The organism is Microbacterium testaceum, from assembly GCF_001476285.1.
In the GTDB taxonomy this organism is placed as follows: domain Bacteria; phylum Actinomycetota; class Actinomycetes; order Actinomycetales; family Microbacteriaceae; genus Microbacterium; species Microbacterium testaceum_B.
Genome location: NZ_LDRU01000058.1, coordinates 1 through 16,499, shown reverse-complemented (window position 1 = coordinate 16,499; position 16,499 = coordinate 1). Strand labels below are relative to the sequence as shown.

At 67.4% G+C, this 16,499-nt stretch carries 12 protein-coding genes and 1 pseudogene; 11 read left to right on the top strand and 2 right to left on the bottom strand.

Annotation, left to right across the window (positions count from 1 at the left end):
• Positions 1-78 precede the first annotated feature (78 nt).
• Both NS283_RS10445 and NS283_RS10440 read right to left on the bottom strand, forming a co-directional pair.
• Entirely contained in the window at positions 79-1,482 is a 1,404-nt protein-coding gene (locus NS283_RS10445) for an MFS transporter (RefSeq protein WP_058596804.1), read from the bottom strand.
• Positions 1,483-1,600: 118 nt separating this feature from the next.
• Positions 1,601-2,689, bottom strand: a complete 1,089-nt coding sequence (locus tag NS283_RS10440; protein WP_241490510.1) for a LacI family DNA-binding transcriptional regulator — start codon at positions 2,687-2,689, stop codon at positions 1,601-1,603.
• Between the two features lie 153 nt (positions 2,690-2,842).
• Between NS283_RS10440 and NS283_RS10435 the strand changes: the two genes are divergently transcribed.
• The 11 genes and pseudogenes from NS283_RS10435 to NS283_RS19240 form a co-directional block, all read left to right on the top strand.
• Positions 2,843-4,162, top strand: coding sequence for an ABC transporter substrate-binding protein (locus tag NS283_RS10435; protein ID WP_058596803.1), 1,320 nt, complete (start codon positions 2,843-2,845; stop codon positions 4,160-4,162).
• 96 nt (positions 4,163-4,258) lie between these two features.
• A complete protein-coding gene (locus NS283_RS10430) occupies positions 4,259-5,200 on the top strand; it encodes a carbohydrate ABC transporter permease (RefSeq protein ID WP_058596802.1) in 942 nt (313 codons plus the stop codon).
• The gene (locus NS283_RS10425) at positions 5,197-6,033 is read left to right on the top strand and encodes a carbohydrate ABC transporter permease (RefSeq protein WP_058596801.1); all 837 of its coding nucleotides are present in this window, start codon (positions 5,197-5,199) and stop codon (positions 6,031-6,033) included. Before NS283_RS10430 ends, NS283_RS10425 begins: the two co-directional genes overlap by 4 nt.
• Complete coding sequence (locus NS283_RS10420; protein ID WP_058596800.1) at positions 6,030-8,306, top strand: alpha-L-rhamnosidase; 2,277 nt, start codon at positions 6,030-6,032, stop codon at positions 8,304-8,306. Before NS283_RS10425 ends, NS283_RS10420 begins: the two co-directional genes overlap by 4 nt.
• 98 nt (positions 8,307-8,404) lie before the next feature.
• The gene (locus NS283_RS10415; protein WP_058596799.1) at positions 8,405-9,829 is read left to right on the top strand and encodes a family 43 glycosylhydrolase; all 1,425 of its coding nucleotides are present in this window, start codon (positions 8,405-8,407) and stop codon (positions 9,827-9,829) included.
• A gap of 200 nt (positions 9,830-10,029) precedes the next feature.
• Positions 10,030-12,381 (top strand): GH39 family glycosyl hydrolase, encoded by a 2,352-nt coding sequence (locus NS283_RS10410; protein ID WP_058596798.1) that lies wholly within the window; start codon positions 10,030-10,032, stop codon positions 12,379-12,381.
• Between the two features lie 177 nt (positions 12,382-12,558).
• Complete coding sequence (locus tag NS283_RS10405; RefSeq protein WP_058596797.1) at positions 12,559-13,461, top strand: MetQ/NlpA family ABC transporter substrate-binding protein; 903 nt, start codon at positions 12,559-12,561, stop codon at positions 13,459-13,461.
• The gene (locus NS283_RS10400; protein WP_058596796.1) at positions 13,458-14,486 is read left to right on the top strand and encodes a methionine ABC transporter ATP-binding protein; all 1,029 of its coding nucleotides are present in this window, start codon (positions 13,458-13,460) and stop codon (positions 14,484-14,486) included. The genes NS283_RS10405 and NS283_RS10400 overlap by 4 nt, the downstream gene beginning before the upstream one ends.
• Positions 14,483-15,142, top strand: a complete 660-nt coding sequence (locus tag NS283_RS10395; protein WP_058596795.1) for a methionine ABC transporter permease — start codon at positions 14,483-14,485, stop codon at positions 15,140-15,142. The genes NS283_RS10400 and NS283_RS10395 overlap by 4 nt, the downstream gene beginning before the upstream one ends.
• 223 nt (positions 15,143-15,365) lie before the next feature.
• Positions 15,366-16,379: a metal ABC transporter solute-binding protein, Zn/Mn family gene (locus NS283_RS10390; protein WP_058596794.1), complete on the top strand. Its 1,014-nt coding sequence runs from the start codon at positions 15,366-15,368 to the stop codon at positions 16,377-16,379.
• Positions 16,376-16,499 (top strand): annotated as a pseudogene (locus NS283_RS19240) (ABC transporter ATP-binding protein); the annotation flags it as partial. The gene NS283_RS10390 and the pseudogene NS283_RS19240, both read left to right, overlap by 4 nt.

Genomic DNA, 16,499 nt, shown 5'->3' with positions numbered 1-16,499 from the left:
CGGCCACGTGGATGCCGAGACGCTCAGTCGCTAGACCCGTTCGTCCCTCTCGGCGAAGGCCGGCGCGGGGCTTGACGCTCACTCGGGCAGGGATGCCCGCTCGCCGGCCGGGTTCTCGCGCGTCGGGATGAACAAGGCCAGGACGAGGGCGACGGCCGCCGCGCCGATCCCGAGGAGGAACGACACCTGGAACGCCTGAGCCGTGGGGACGCGGGTGTCGCCGTTCCCCGTCGACAGGGTCGCGAGGACGACGCCGACGATCGCCGCGGCCGTGCTCGTCCCGAGCGAGCGCGCGAGGGCGTTCAGCCCGTTCGAAGCCCCGGTCTCGCTCGGCGGGACGGCGCGCATGATCAGCATCGGCATGGCCGCGTAGCCGAAACCGATCCCGAAGCCGATGAGGATGTTGGCGACGACGAAGTGCCACACCTCGGTCGAGAAGAAGAGGCTGAAGCCGTACGCGAGGATCAGCGAGATCGATCCGGCGACGAGCAGCACCCGCGGTCCGATCGTGCGGGCGAGGGTTCCCGAGATGGGGGAGAGCACCATCATCACGAGCCCCGAGGGCATCACGACCAGGCTCGCGGCGAGCAGCGACAGGCCGAGGCCTACGCCGGTCGCGAGTGGCAGCTCGAGCATCTGCGGGTACGCCACGTTCGAGGTGAACAGGGCGAAGCCCATCGCGATCGAGGCGAGGTTGGTGAGCAGGACCGGACGGCGCGCGGCGACGCGCAGGTCGAGGAGCGGGTTCTCGACGCGCAGTTCGTACCAGCCCCAGACAAGGAGGATCAGGATGCCTCCGGCCGCCAGCCCCAGAGTGAGAGGCGAGGTCCAGCCCCAGGCGTTACCGCGCGAGACGGCGAGCAGCACGCCGATCAGGCCGATCGCGAGGCCCACGGCCCCGAGGTAGTCGAAGCGTCCGGCCGTGCGGAGCACGCTCACCGGGACGACCCACAGGACGAGCGCGAAGACGACGGCGCCGAGTCCGCCCGCGATCCAGAACAGCCAGTGCCAGTCGGTGTTCTCGGCGACCAGTGCGCTGATAGGGAGTCCGAGCGCACCCCCGACGCCGAGAGTCGCGCTCATCAGCGCGATCGCGCTGTCGACGCGGTTCTCGTGCAGCACGTCACGCATGATCGAGATGCCGAGCGGCACGACGCCCACCACCGCGCCCTGCAGAGCGCGGCCGACGATCAGACCGACGATGCCGCCCGAGACAGCAGCGATCACCGACCCGGCGATCATCACCGCGAGGAGCACGAGCACCATGCGGCGCTTGCCGTACATGTCGCCCAGGCGCCCGGCGATCGGCGTGAACACGGCGGCCGCCAGCAGCGTCGAGGTCACGACCCAGGCGGTGTCGTCGCGCGAGGCGTTCAGCAGCGTCGGGAGCTGCGACTGGATGGGCACCACGAGGGTGAACATGAACGACGAGCACAACCCCGCGAGGGCCAGGACGGCAACGACCGCCCCCTGGGGTGGCATCCGGGTGAGTCTTCTTCGCGCGTTCTCATCCCGTGGCATCGGTTCCAGGCTATCCGGCTCGGGGACGGCGAAGGCTGCGCCGGTGGCTGACGAGGTCATCGCCCACGGTGAGAACGGATCAGTCGGCGCCTGCCGCCTGCGTCGCCGACGAGATCCGAGCGCTGGACCGCCGCGCGCGCAGCACGGGATCCGTCTGCCGGAGGACGGATCCCGTGCGGCCCGAGATCCTCTCGAGCACCAGCGAGGCCGCGAGGAAGCCCATCTCCTCGCCGAACTGGTCGATGGTGGTGAGTCCGATCAGCGGATGCGACGCGATGGGGACGTCGTCGTAACCGACGACGGAGAACTCCTCGGGTCCGAGGCCCCGCTCGGCACTTGCACGCAGGGCGCCGAGCGCGAGTTCATCGTGTCCGGCGAACAGGGCCGTGGGCGGGTCGGCGAGGGACAGGAGCGAGATCGTCTCCGCGTAGGCCGCCTCTTCCGTCAGGGGGATGGCGCGAGTATCGGTGGGCAGCCCGCGCTCGGTCATGAGCTCGTCGTAGATTCGGGTGCGGGCGAGGTGGGGGTCGGCCGGTGGGTCCGAGAGCGCTCTCTGATCGACGGTGAAATGAGCGATCCGGCGGTGGCCCAGTTCGAACAGGTGGGCCATGACCAGACGGCTGCCCTCTTCGTCGTCACCCGTGACGACGTCGTAGTGCTCCGGATCGTCATGCTGGCCGATCTGCACCAGCGGGACGCGCAGGCCGAGTTGTTCCAGCCATGTCTGACTCACCGCGGGGGCGACCGCGATGATGGCATCCACCTGCCGGTCGACCAGGCTCTCGAGGGCTGCCTTCCCGTTGGCCGCGTGCGTCATGGGGGCCAGGATCGTCTGGTACCCCGTCCCCTCCAGATGATCGAAGACGCCGACGAGAATCCTCGCGAAGAACGAGTTGTCGACGCGCGGTAGCTGCACGCCCACCGTCCGGCTCGATCCGCGCATGGCACGCGCCGCGACGCGAGGGCGATAGCCGAGATCGGCGATCGCGGCGCTGACGCGCTCGCGCATCGAATCACTCACCCCGTAGGCGTCCCGGATGACCTTCGACACGGCGGCGCGCGACACGCCCGCGGCTCGCGCGACGTCTTCGATGGTGGCCCGGGTCGGGGCGATCCCTCCGGGTGGTGTCGCGTCGGGCGAGGGGGTGGGAAGGGCGGCAGGGGTCAAAGCGTCTCCGTCGTCGATGACTGGGCGTGTCCAGTGTAGACCGGTTGACATTTTCACGGAAGTGCGTCTAACTTGAGCGCGGCGGGTAACTCCGACCCGTGTGTAGATCAATCTACACAGCCCGCCGTCCTGACCCTTACAGAGAGGTAAGCCATGTTGTCCCGCAGCAGCGCGCTTCGTACGAGCGCCGCCCTCACCGCATCCGCCCTGGTCGCGGTATCCCTCGCCGCCTGCTCCTCCGCCGGAAACGGCGGCGACGGGGCCAATGCCGAGGTGACCGTCTCCGTCTACAACGAGGCCGCCGTGGTCAAGACCGTGACGGCCCTCGCCGAAGCCTTTCAGAAGGAGAACCCGGGCATCACGGTCACGGTGGACCCGCGTCCCACGGGAACCGAAGGCGACAACCTCGTCAAGACGCAACTGTCGACCGGGGAGATGGACAGCGTTCTGTTGTACAACAGCGGCTCCCTCTTCCAGGCGCTGAACCCCGACCAGACCCTGACGGATCTCTCCGGCGAGTCATGGGCCGCCGACGTCTCGGATGGCTTCAAGGCCGTCGTCTCCACGGATGCCGGGTTCTACGGCGCTCCGCTCGGCACGTCGTACGCGGGGGCCGTGGTCTACAACAAGAAGGTCTTCGCCGACCTGGGCATCGAGGTGCCCAAGGACTGGGCCTCGTTCACGGCCGCCGCCGCGAAGATCAAGGCCGCCGGCATCACTCCGGTCGAGCAGACCTACGGTGACTCGTGGACCTCGCAGCTCTTCGTGCTCGGCGACTTCGGCAACATCCTCGCGCAGGACCCGCAGTGGGCTGAGGAGTACACCGCCAACAAGGCGAAGTACGCCGACCAGCCGGCGCTCACCAGCTTCCAGCACCTGCAGGACGCGTTCGACGCCGGGATGTTCAATCAAGACTTCGCCTCCGCGACAGCGGCAGACGGAATCGCTGCGCTGGGCAGCGGCAAGGCGGCCATGTACCCGATGCTGACTCAGGTCGTGCTCGGCCAGCTCGCGCAGGACGCGCCCGACCAGATCGCGGATCTCGGAGTCTTCCCGTTCCCAGCGGACGCCGCCGCAGACACCACGCTGACGGTCTGGCAGCCGTCCGCCCTGTACATCCCCAAGACCACCGAGGGTGCGCAGCTCGACGCCGCGAAGAAGTTCATCGCGTTCGCGAACTCCTCCGCGGGCTGTGACATCCAGAACGCCAATGGCAACGCCGCGGGCCCGTACGTCATCGACACCTGCAAGGTTCCGACGGATGCCGCTCCGCTCGTCTCCGACATCGCGTCGTACGTCGACGGGGGCAAGTCCGCCTCCGCGCTCGAATTCCTCTCGCCGATCAAGGGACCGAACCTCGAGAACATCTCCGTCGAGGTCGGATCGGGCATCCGATCGGCCGCCGACGGCGCCGCCGCGTACGACGAGGACGTGAAGAAGCAGGCGCAGCAGCTGGGCATCGAGGGGTGGTGACGCGCCTCACGCGCACAATCCACTCGTGATCGACCGGGGAGCCGGCTCTCCCCCTGAACTCTCGCAGCCGGCTCCCCACCCACCTAGGAGAAACCCATGGCAAGCACGATGGCTCAGGTCCTTCCCGACCTCGACCGCCGCCGCGGCCGCCGCCGCAAGCGGAGAACCGGCACCGATCCCTTCGCCCGACGGACCTACCCGCTCTGGTTCCACCTGCCGGCATCCCTGCTCTACGTCGTGCTGTTCGCTGTGCCGACGTTCGCGTCGCTGTACTTCAGTCTCACGCGGTGGACGCTGTTCGATGTCACGTTCATCGGTCTCGACAACTTCGTCCAGTTCTTCCAGGACCCCCAGCTCTCGCAGTCGCTCGTCCACACCCTGATCTACGCGGTCGTCACCAGCGGCGCGAAAGTGGTGCTCGGGTTCGCCCTGGCCCTGTTGCTGACCAGCAACCTCATCGGCCGCGGATATCTCCGGGCCGTCACCTTCTTCCCCGTCCTGGTCTCCACCATCGGCGTCGGGCTAACCTTCAAGGTCCTCCTCGACCCGTTCGACGGCGTGGTCAACCAAGCACTCGCGGCCTTGGGTATCGCGGGTCCCGGGTGGCTGACCGACCCGAACCTCGCTCTGCTGTCGGTCGCCCTGGTCGACGTCTGGAAAGGTCTCGGTATCGCGACGCTCATCTACATCGCGGGCATCGTGGCGATTCCGCAGGAGTACTTCGAGGCGGCCCGCGTCGATGGGGCGGGTGCGTGGACCGTTTTCCGGAGCATCATCTTCCCGCTGTCGTGGCCCGCCACCGGAACCGTCATCATCCTCTCCCTCATCGGCGGTCTGCGCTCGTTCGACCTCATCTGGGCGATGACCAAGGGAGGCCCGGGCTTCAGCTCCGATGTGGTGGCATCCGTCATCTACAAGCAGTACCAAGCGGGCTTCTACGGACTCTCGACCGCGGGCAACGTCGTCCTCTTCGTCATCGTGGCGGCGATCATGATCCCTCTCGCCTCCTACATCGGCCGTCGGGGGGTGGAGTCATGAGGCGGACACAGCTGCGCCGATGGATCGTCGGCGCCGTGGCCATCGCCGTCTCGGTACTGGTCTTCCTTGTGCCGTTCGCCTTCATTCTCATCACGGCATCGAAGACAACGCAGGGCGCTTCGCTCCTCGGTTTCTCGCTCCCGGACAAGTGGGTGCTCTGGGACAACATCGTCACCGTCCTGTCGGACCGCAACGGCCTCCTCGTGCGCGCCTTCGTCAACAGCATCGTCTTGACGGTGGCGAGCGTGACGATCATGGTCGTGCTGTCCGCGATGGTCGGCTACATCCTGTCGCGTCGTCAGTCGAGATGGAACGGCGTCATCACCTTCTTCGTGCTCGCCGGACTCATCGTCCCGCCGGCGGTCGTCCCCACCATCTGGGTGCTGCAGCGCCTGGGATTGTTCAAGACGCTGCCCGGACTCGTCCTCATCGAGGCGACGTTCGGTCTGTCCTTCTGCATCCTGCTGTTCCGCGCCTTCGTGGCCACGATCCCGCGGGAGTTGGACGAGGCCGCGGTGATCGACGGCGCGGGTCCCATCCGTCTGTTCTTCCGTGTCGTGCTGCCGTTGCTGAAGCCGGTGATCGTGACGTCGATCGTCGTGCAGTCGGTCGCTGTCTTCAACGACTTCGCCAACCCGCTCTACTTCCTCCCCGGCGATCAGAACGCGACCGTCCAGCTCACCCTCTACAACTACGCCGGCGGCATGGCGGCGAACCAGTACAACCTCCTCTTCGCCGACATCCTCCTCATCACGATCCCTCCCCTCATCATGTACATCTTCTTCAACCGCCAGATCGTCGCCGGAATGACCAGTGGGGCGGTGAAGGGATGACCGGGTCGCCGTTCTCCGTCGCTTCTCTGATCACACCCGGTGCAGCGCTCGACTCCGCGCCCGTCCTGCATGCGCGCGTGGACATCGCCTCGGCAAGTCCCGTCGTATCGGCGGTGCTTCGGTATTCCGCACTCGGCATCGTGGAGGCTCGTATCGACGGAGCCGCGGTGTCCGAAGACGTCCTCACGCCGGGGTGGTCGAGTTACGAGTGGCGCATCCGCGTCGCCGAAGCCGACGTGATCGAGCTGGTGCGCGACCGTTCCGACGTGGAGATCGAACTCGAGCTCGGCAACGGGTGGTACCGCGGCAACCTCACATGGATGGGGGCTTCGGCGGTCTACGGTGACGACCTCGCCGGCATCGCCGAGCTCGAGGTGCGCTACGAGGACGGCAGCGTGCGCCTCTTCGGGACGGACGCCACGTGGGCCGCTCGCGGAAGCGCCACGATCAGCGACGACCTCTACCGTGGTCAGACGATCGACGCCCGGCTCCGCGAGACCCCGGGGGCGTCGGTTCCCGTGCGCCTCCTCGAGGATGACTTGTCTCGCTTCGAGCCATACGTCGGTCCGCCCGTTCGCCGTCAGGGAGAGGTGTCGCCCAAGGCCACATGGACGTCTCCATCCGGCGCTCTCATCGTGGATTTCGGCCAGAATCTGGTCGGTTGGGTGCGATGCGAGGTGACGGGCGAACGCGGTTCGGAGATCGTTCTCCGCCACGCCGAGGTGCTGGAAGACGGCGAACTCGCACTCCGCCCGCTACGGTCTGCGACGGCGACCGATCGATTCGTGCTGTCGGGCGGTCGCGATGTTTTCGAACCCACCTTTACTTTCCACGGCTTCCGCTACGTGCAGATCGACGGCTGGCCCGGAGGGGTCGAGGCCTTCGACCCGTCCGCGCTCACCGCGGTGGTGGTGAGTTCGGAGATGCCGCGGATCGGGACGTTCCGCAGCTCCAACGAAGCGCTCAACACGCTGCACCGCAATGTCGTATGGAGCACCCGCGGCAACTTCCTCGACATTCCCTCCGACTGCCCCCAGCGCGATGAGCGTCTGGGGTGGACCGGTGACATCGCCGTCTTCGCACCGACCGCAGCGTTCCTCTTCGACGTCGGAGACTTCCTGCGTGATTGGCTGCGCGACCTCCGAGCGGAGCAGCAGGCGCAGGGCGGTCTCGTGCCCTACGTCGTCCCCGATGTGCTCAAGCACGCCGGGATGCCGCCGGAGTTCACGCCCATGGACTCGACAGCCATCTGGAGCGACGCGGCCGTCTGGGTGCCGTGGGCGGTGTGGCAGGCGAACGGCGATCTCCGGGTCCTCGAGGAGTCCTTCGACTCGATGCTCGCCCACGTGCGGCGGGTCGAGTCCCTGCTATCGCCCTCGGGCCTCTGGGACGAGGGGTTCCAGTTCGGAGACTGGCTCGATCCGGATGCCCCACCGGAGTCGCCGGAGAAGGCGAAGGCCGACACCGGTCTCGTCGCCACGGCCAGTTTCTACCGCACGGTCGTTCTCACGGCGCGAAGCGCTGAGGTCCTCGAGCGCTTCGATGATCGGGACGTGCTCGACGCACTCGCCGGGCGCGTCCGCGCGGCGTACCGCGTCGCCTACGTCGATGCAGCGCTCAAGCGTCTGCGGAACGACTGCACGACCGCGTACGCCTTGAGCATCGTCTTCGGTCTGCTGAATGAGGAGGAACGGCAGTGGGCGGGTGCCCGTCTGGCCGAGCTCGTCGCCAAGAGCGACTACCGGATCTCCACCGGTTTCGCCGGCACGCCGTTCATTCTCGATGCTCTCAGCTCGACGGGCCAAGTGCCGACGGCCGGACGCCTGCTCCTGCAGAGGGAGTGTCCGTCGTGGCTCTATCCCGTTCGGATGGGGGCGACGACGATCTGGGAGCGGTGGGACTCGATGCTCCCGGACGGGACCGTGAACCCGGGGGAGATGACCTCCTTCAACCACTACGCCTTGGGTGCTGTCGCGGACTGGATGCATCGTGTCCTCGGAGGGCTCGCTCCTGCGGAGCCGGGCTACGGCGAGATCCTCGTCGCCCCTCGTCCGGTGGACGGCGTGGACTGGGCCGAGACCGAGGTCATGACGCCGTACGGAGGCGCCGCTGTGAGGTGGAACCGCGAGGCGGACGGCATCCGGCTCGAAGTCGTCGTCCCGCAGGGCACGAGGGCGCAAGTGGACCTGTTAGACCTCGACATCAGGGTCGGGGCGGGCACTCATCTCTTCCACGCGACCTATCCCGCGACGGCCTCTGCTCTTCTCCGATAGGCGGACGAACCGGAGACACGACAGCGCGTTCTCCGTCCGGTGGATGCCGGGCGGAGAGCCCCGCAAGACACAACATGCACATCGATAAAGGAGTCGAAATGACATCGTCGTCGTCCATCACGAAAGGCCGGGAGGCGGTGCGTCTCTTGCGCACGGTCGTCGCTCTCGGAGCGTTCGCGCTCGTGCTCGCGGGGCTCATCGCCGCACCACCCGCGAATGCCCTCAGCGGCGAGACACGGTTGCACGACCCGTCCTTGATCACGGTCGGCTCGTGCACCTACGCCTTCTCGACCGGCTTCGAGAACGACCCGAACAATGCCGCCGGAGCGGTCATGGTCTATCGCACCTGCGATACGCCCGCGACGACGAACTGGGTCAAGGTCGGCAACACGTGGGCGAGCACGCCCGCCTGGATCACCCAGAAGCTCGGCAAGACCCCGCCGAACATCTGGGCGCCCGACATCAACTTCTTCAACGGGAAGTACTACCTCTATTACGGGGCTTCCGTCTGGGGCACCTCCTCCGCCGTGATGGGCCTGCTCACCGCGACCGACCCGGCCGGGCCGTGGACCGATGAGGGCATCGTGACGGACGTCAACTACCCGATCGACCCCGATGTCGTCCGGGGCGGTGACAACCGTCTGTACGTATCGTGGGGCTCGTGGACCGGCGGTGCCGTCTACATGCACGTCGTGGACGAGACCACCGGCAAGCTCTCGACGAGCGACAACAACCTCTGGAAGATCGCGACGGGCGTCGAGGGCGTATCCATCCACCGCGACGGCGACTACTTCTACCTGTACGGATCCAAGGGGCTGTGCTGTTCAGGGACGAGCAGCACGTACTACACCACGGTGGCGCGATCGACCTCGGTGACCGGCCCGTACACGGACATGAGCGGGAAGAGCATGGTCGACGGCGGAGGCACCGTCGTCCTGAAGGGCACCTATCCGCGTGTCGCCGCGGGCGGCGGCGACGTCTTCACCAACGGTTCGTCAGCCTTCTTCGGCTACCACTACTACGCCGCCACCAACAACGGTCGAGAAAGCCTGGACATCCGCCCCCTCTCCTACGCCAACGGCTGGCCCGTCCTCGGCGCACCTCTCGGAAAGACCGAGTTGGCGCTCCAGGTCGCCCATAGCTCGCAGTGCCTCGACGTATGGGGTCTGAGCACAAGTGAGGCAGCGCCGGTCAACCAGGGTTCGTGCAACGGGGGCGCGAACCAGAGATGGACGCTGCAGGCAACGGGCTCGTCGTACAAGATCATCAACGTCAACAGCGGCAAATGCCTCGCTCCGAAGGATGCGAGTACCTCCGCGGGAGCGGTCATGGTGCAGGTGACCTGCGCCGACGTCGCCGTGCAGAAGTGGAACATCGCCTCGGCCACCGGTGGATACAACGCGATCTCCAACGCGGCGAGCGGACTCTGCCTCGAGGTGTACGGCAACAACACCGGCAATGGCACGGCCGCGAACCTGTGGTGGTGCAACGGCGGCGACAACCAGCGCTGGCTCGAGGGCTGAGCAGACGGCGGCAGGGGCGCATCCCGCCCCTGCCGCCCACACACGGAGACGGCAGGACCGCGCCCGCGCGATGCTCTGCCGTGGAGGCCGTGGCAGGCCGACCGTGACGGCGGCCGGCCTGCCACCCCCGACGGCGATGACGCCGCCGGGTTCTCGATGAAGAGGAGAGGACGAACGTGTCCATCAGAAGGAATGCGACCGTGGGGGTCGTGATCGGGGCCCTCGTGCTGGCGGGTGCATCCGCGCCGCCCGCGGTGGCGGCGAGCACCGTCACGTTCAGCGCCACGTACGGCACCGATGCGGGCCAGCAACTCGATGACGCCCGACTGCTCAACGGTTCACAGGGCGGCTACGCCGTCACCAAGAACCTCCACCTGCTGCCCGAGACGCTCGGCCAGGTCAACTCCACGGGCGTGCGCTCCGTGCGCATCGACCACATCTTCGACGACGACTTCTACGGGCTCGTCGCCCGCAACTCCGCCGGCGCACTGACGTTCGACTTCACGAAGCTCGACTCGGTGGTGCTGCCGCTGTTCGACCAGGGGATGGTCCCGTGGTTCACGCTCAGCTACATGCCGGGGGCGCTGGCGAAGGACAAGTTCACGGCCCCCTCCAGTTACGCGGACTGGTCGACGGTGGTCTCGACCACCGTGAAGCACTACTCCGATCTGGGGCACACCGGACTCAACTGGGAGGTCTGGAACGAGCCCGACTTCTCGTTCTGGAAGTCGGGCGCATCCGCGTTCAACGATCTGTACGCGGCCTCGGCGAAGGCGGTGAAGGACACCGACTCCACCGCGCAGATCGGTGGTCCCGCGGTCTACGACATCAACGCGTCGATCATGGGGTCGTTCCTGGATTACATCGCAGCCAACCCGAGCGTGCCGTTCGACTTCATCAGCTGGCACGACTACGGCGGCAACGACTTCTCGGAGTCGGCGACCGTGGCGGGGATGCTGTCGTCGCGCAAGATCCCGGCGAAGAAGCAGTACATCACCGAGTGGCACACCACGGCGGCGTTCGGTTCCACCCCCGGCGGGGACGCGGACACGAACGTGCTCGCCTCCTACACGGCCCGTCGCCTGACCTCAGCGTTGCTGCAGCCCACCCTCAACGGGGTGTTCTTCTTCAGCCCGGTCGAGGGGTGGAACCCCACCGCGGACTTCTCCACCGACCTCGGTCTGCTGACCGTGGAAGGACACCGCAAGGCCATCGGCAACGTGTTCGAGATGGTCGACCTCATGCCGTCCACCGTGCTGACGTCCACCACCTCCGGAGCGCCCACCGACCGGTCGGTCGGCGCCATCGCCACCGGCGACACCGGCAGCAAGACGACCGCGTTCCTCGCCTGGAACGACGGCAGCGACGCCTCCACCGTCTCGCTGTCGGCGAGTGCGCTCCCGTTCGCATCGTCGAACTTCTCGGTCACCCGGTACGACGTCAACGCCACGTCGGGCAACTATTACGCCGACTGGTCCGCCGGAACCCGCAACCGCACGACGGGCCCCAACGAACTGCTGCGCCCGTCCAGCGTGAACGTCTCCGCGCCGGCATCCACGTGGTCGTCGCAGGTGACCATGCCCGCCAAATCGGTCTCGCTGTTCGTGCTGAGCCCGTCGACGCAGGCCGCGGGTGCCGTTCCGCTGAGCACGCCCACCTCGTCGACGAACGTGGCGCGGGCGAGCATCGTGACGAGCTCGAGCAGCTACACCGGCGGCGGCTGGGGTGGAGCAAAGCTCGTCGACGGTCGTCGCCACACCTACGACGCCTCCGACACCGGCGGGATCTCGCAGGGGTTCACCTCGGATTCCACGTCGACGGCCCAGGCCACCCAGTGGGTGCAGCTCGACCTCGGCAGCGCAAAGTCCTTCGACACCGCGACTCTCTGGCCGCGGGATGATCAGGATGCCGACGGCTCGAGCTTCCCGGTCGACTTCACGCTCGCGGGCTCGAACGACGGCTCGACCTGGACATCGCTCGTCACGAAGACGGGGTACAAAGCGGGCCAGAAGGTCGCGGGACCGCAGGTGTTCTCGACCGGGAAGGCGTCGTACCGGTACGTCCGCCTCACGGCGACGAAGCAGGGTCAGCCGGTCACCGAGGGGTCGTCGCAGGTCTACCGTCTGCAGCTCGCGGAGCTGGAGCTCACCAACGCCGGTGTTCTCAACCCCGGGTTCGAGAGCGGTGACCTGAGCTCCTGGTCGGTCGAGGGCGCGGCATCCGTCGTGTCGACGAACGTCTACGACGGACGCAACGCCGCGACCTTCACGGGCGCGGGCAAGGGCGTGTACCAGGTGGTGTCGGGGCTGACCCCGAACACGACGTACACGTTCAGCGGATTCGCCAAGTCGGCGGCCGGTGAGCCCGTGTACATCGGCGCCAAGAACTTCGGAGGCTACGAGGTCTCGACGCCGGTGACCGCCAGCCACTGGAAGCAGGCCTCGGTCACCTTCACCACCGGATCCACGGCGACGTCGGCGCTGCTGTACTTCTACAAGAACAGCGGCACCGCCCAAGCCTGGGTCGACGGGGCGGTCCTCACGACCCCGTGATCGACGACGTCAGCCCCTCCGCCACGGACGTTCGGGGGAGGGGCTGACGAGCGTCCACGTCGATTCCGGATGCCATCGAGCACGCGGTCCGTCGAATCGATGACGCCGCGCGACGACCGGTTACCGCGCGTGACGGTCCGGTTGAGCCTCGCGCGGTGCGCATGTTCACGTGGAGTCATGACTTCACGCACCACCGCACGCCTGGCCACGATCCTCGGCGCCTCCACCGCAGCCCTCCTCCTCGCCCTCACCGGGTGCGCGGGAGGGGCGGCATCCGAAGACGACTCGTCCCGCATCGTCCTCGGTGCCGACGACGGCAACGAGGCGCACTGGACGGTGCTGAAGCAGAAGCTCGCAGGCGAAGGCATCGACCTCGAGGTGCGCACGATCAACGACGGCGTGCAGCTCAACCAGGGCGTGCAAGACGGCGAGCTCGACGTGAACCTCTTCCAGCACCTCATCTACCTGTCGCAGTTCAATGTCGAGAACAACGGCTCGCTCGTGCCGGTCGGTGCGACCGCGGTGTACCCGCTCGCGCTGTACTCCGAGGAGTACCAGGACGTGAAAGACCTGCCCGAGGGCGCGAAGGTCGCGATCCCCAACAACCCCACCAACCTCGCGCGTGGCCTGCTCAACCTGCAGACCGCCGGCCTGCTCACCCTCAAGGACGGCGGCACCGCCCTCTCGACGCCCGCCGACATCGTGACCTCCAAGGTCGAGCTGCTGCCGGTCGACACCAACCAGACGGTCACCGCGCTCAAGGACGGCAGCGCCCAGGCCGCGATCGTCAACAACACGCAGGCGCAGAAGGGCGGGCTCGGCGACGAGCTCATCATCTTCAAGGAAGACCTGAACAACCCGCAGCTCGCGCCGTACATCAATGCCTTCGTCGTCCGCGACGACAAGAAGGACGACCCGCGCTGGGAGAAGCTCGTCGCCGCGTACCACTCGCCCGAGGTGGAGGCCGCGGTCACCGAGCTCAACCAGGGCAACCTGCAGTTCAAGACCGAGTGGACCGGTGCGCAGTTGCAGGACGAGCTCACCAGCCTCGAGGACGCCCTCAAGGCCCAGAAGGGATGACCGCGGTCATCGAGCTGCGGGGCGTCACGAAGGGCTTCCGCACCGACCGCCGTTCCACCACCACGGCCGTCGACGACGTCACGGTGAGCGTGGAGGAGGGGTCGATCGTCGGGGTGATCGGGTACTCCGGCGCGGGCAAGTCGACGCTCGTGCGGCTGCTGAACGGCCTCGAGAAGCCCACCTCGGGCACCGTCGAGGTGCTGGGAGTGGACGTGGGGGATGCCAGCGAGGCGACGCTACGCGACCTGCGCCGCCGCGTCGGCATGATCTTCCAGCAGTTCAACCTGTTCTCCTCGCGCACGGTCGCGGCCAACGTCGCGTACCCGCTCAAGGTCGCGGGGTGGAAAAAGTCCGATCGCGACAAGCGGGTGGCGGAGCTACTCGATTTCGTCGGCATCGGCGACAAGGCGAAGCAGTACCCGCGGCGCCTGTCGGGCGGACAGAAGCAGCGCGTCGGCATCGCGCGCGCGATCGCGACGAACCCGCGGATCCTCCTCGCCGACGAGGCGACGAGCGCCCTCGACCCGCAGACCACCGCCGAGGTTCTCGACCTGCTCCGCGAGATCAATCGGCGCCTGGGCATCACGATCGTGGTCATCACGCACCAGATCTCGATCGTGCACGAGCTCTGCGATCAGGTCATCGTGATGGACGGCGGACGCGTCGTCGACAGCGGCGACACATATCGCGTGTTCGCGCACCCGCGGGCGGAGCTGACCAAGCGGTTCGTCGCCGCGGTGACGCAGGGCGTGCCGTCGGGTGAGGCGCTGGCGGCGCTCGCCGCGGGCGGCGGCGCGCTGGTGAGCGTCGAGGTCAACGAGTTCACGAGCGAAGACGTGTCCGAGGTGTTCCACCGCCACGGCGCACGGCACTCGGTCGTCTACGGCGGAGTGACCGACGTGCTCGGCAAGCAGCTCGGCACCCTCACGTATCGGGTGCACACCGACGACCTGGATGCCGTCGTGGCCGAGCTCCGCTCCCACACCGACGTCGTGGTGCCGAACGTCGAGGAGGCCCGCGCATGAACAAATGGCACACCCTGACGCCGGTGCTGCTGCAGTCGATCGGCGAGACCGTCTACATGGTCGCGGTGTCGCTGCTCATCTCGGGCATCGCGGGACTCGCCATCGGCGCCCTGCTCTACGCCACCCGCCCCGGCAATCTGTTCGAGAACCGCGTCGTCTTCTTCGTCGCGAACCTCGTGATCAACCTCATCCGCCCGATCCCGTTCATCATCTTCCTCACCGCGGTGGCCCCGGTCACCCGTGCGGTGACGGGGACGACGCTGGGGACGGATGCCGCGATCGTGCCCATCACGATCATGGCCACGGTCGTGATCGCCCGCGTGGTCGAACAAAACCTCGTCGCCGTGGATCCGGGAACCGTCGAGGCGGCTCGCGCGGTGGGCGCGCGGCGCATCGGCGTGCTGTTCGGGGTGGTCATCCCCGAAGCGCTCGCGCCGCTCATCCTCGGCTACACGTTCATGTTCATCGCGGTCGTCGACATGTCGGCGATGGCGGGGTACATCGGCGGCGGCGGGCTCGGCAACTTCGCGATCATCTACGGCTACCAGCAGTTCAACGCCCAGGCGACGTGGATCACGGTGGCGATCATCGTGGTGATCGTGCAGGCCGGTCAGCTCGTGGGAAACGCGCTCGCGCACCGCATCCTGCGGCGCTGAGGCCCGCTCTCGAGATCGTCGTTCCGGGGCCGACGCCGGCATAAACGCGATCCACGCACATAAACGCGGGGACATCGCGTTTATGTGAGCGGATCGCGTTTATGCCGCGTGCGCGAGCCGCCGCAGGCCGCCCCGGCGACCGCGCCAACAGGCATCCTGGGAAGGCGCTATGGCTCTCGCCGTGAGTTTGAGAACGGTTATCACTACCGTTACAGTGGCTCGCATGACCCGACGCCTCCTCGCCCCCCTCGCCCTCGGTGCGGCCTCCGTGCTCGCCCTCGCCGGCTGCGCTGGCGCGTCTCCCTCGGCCGGTTCGGCCGCGAGCGCCGACGGCAAGGTGACCGTCGTGGCATCCACCGACGTCTACGGCTCGATCGCCGAGGCGGTCGGCGGCGACTTCGTCGACGTGACCTCGATCATCACCTCGCCGACGCAGGACCCGCACGAGTACGAGGCGAGCGCGCAAGACCAGCTCACGCTCAAGAACGCCGGCCTCGTGATCGAGAACGGCGCGGGCTACGACTCCTTCATGGAGGGCCTCATCCAGGCGAGCGGCACTGCGGCGCCCGTGCTCACGGCCGTCGAATACAACCACGACTACCCGGGTGCCGAGTCGCACGACGACGCCCACGGCAGCGACGCGAGCCCCGCCCCGAGCGAGAGCGCTGACGACCACGCGCACGACGAGGGCGACGGCCACGACCACATCGAGGGCTTCAACGAGCACGTCTGGTACGACCCGCACACGGTCGAAGACCTCACCGCGGCGATTGCGTCGAAGCTCGGCGAGCTCGCGCCCGACCACGTCGCCGACTTCAACGCCAACGCCGAGGCGTTCACCCAGCAGATCGCCGGTCTCGAAGACTCGCTCGACCAGATCAAGGCGAAGGATGCCGGGCAGAAGATCTTCGTGACCGAGCCGGTGCCCGTGTACCTGACCACCGCGGCCGGTCTCGACAACGCCACCCCGAACGAGTTCAGCGAGTCGGTCGAGGAGGGACAGGACGTGCCGCCCGCGACCCTGCTCGAGTCGCTGCAGCTCCTCGACTCGGGTCAGATCAAGGTCATGATCGTGAACCCGCAGACCGGCGGTGCCGAGGTCACGAAGGTGCAGGACGAAGCCAAGACCAAGAACATCCCCGTGATCGAGTTCACGGAAACGCTCCCCGAGGGTCAGACTTACATCTCGTGGATGCAGAGCAACATCAAGGCCCTGAGCGACGCGCTCGCCGCGTGAGCGCAGCGGCACCGCTGCGCATCCGCGGCGCCGCCCTCGAACGAGGGGGCCGTGAGCTGTGGGCCGGGCTCGACCTCGAGGTCGAGCCCGGCGAGCTCGTCGCCGTCCTCGGACCGAGCG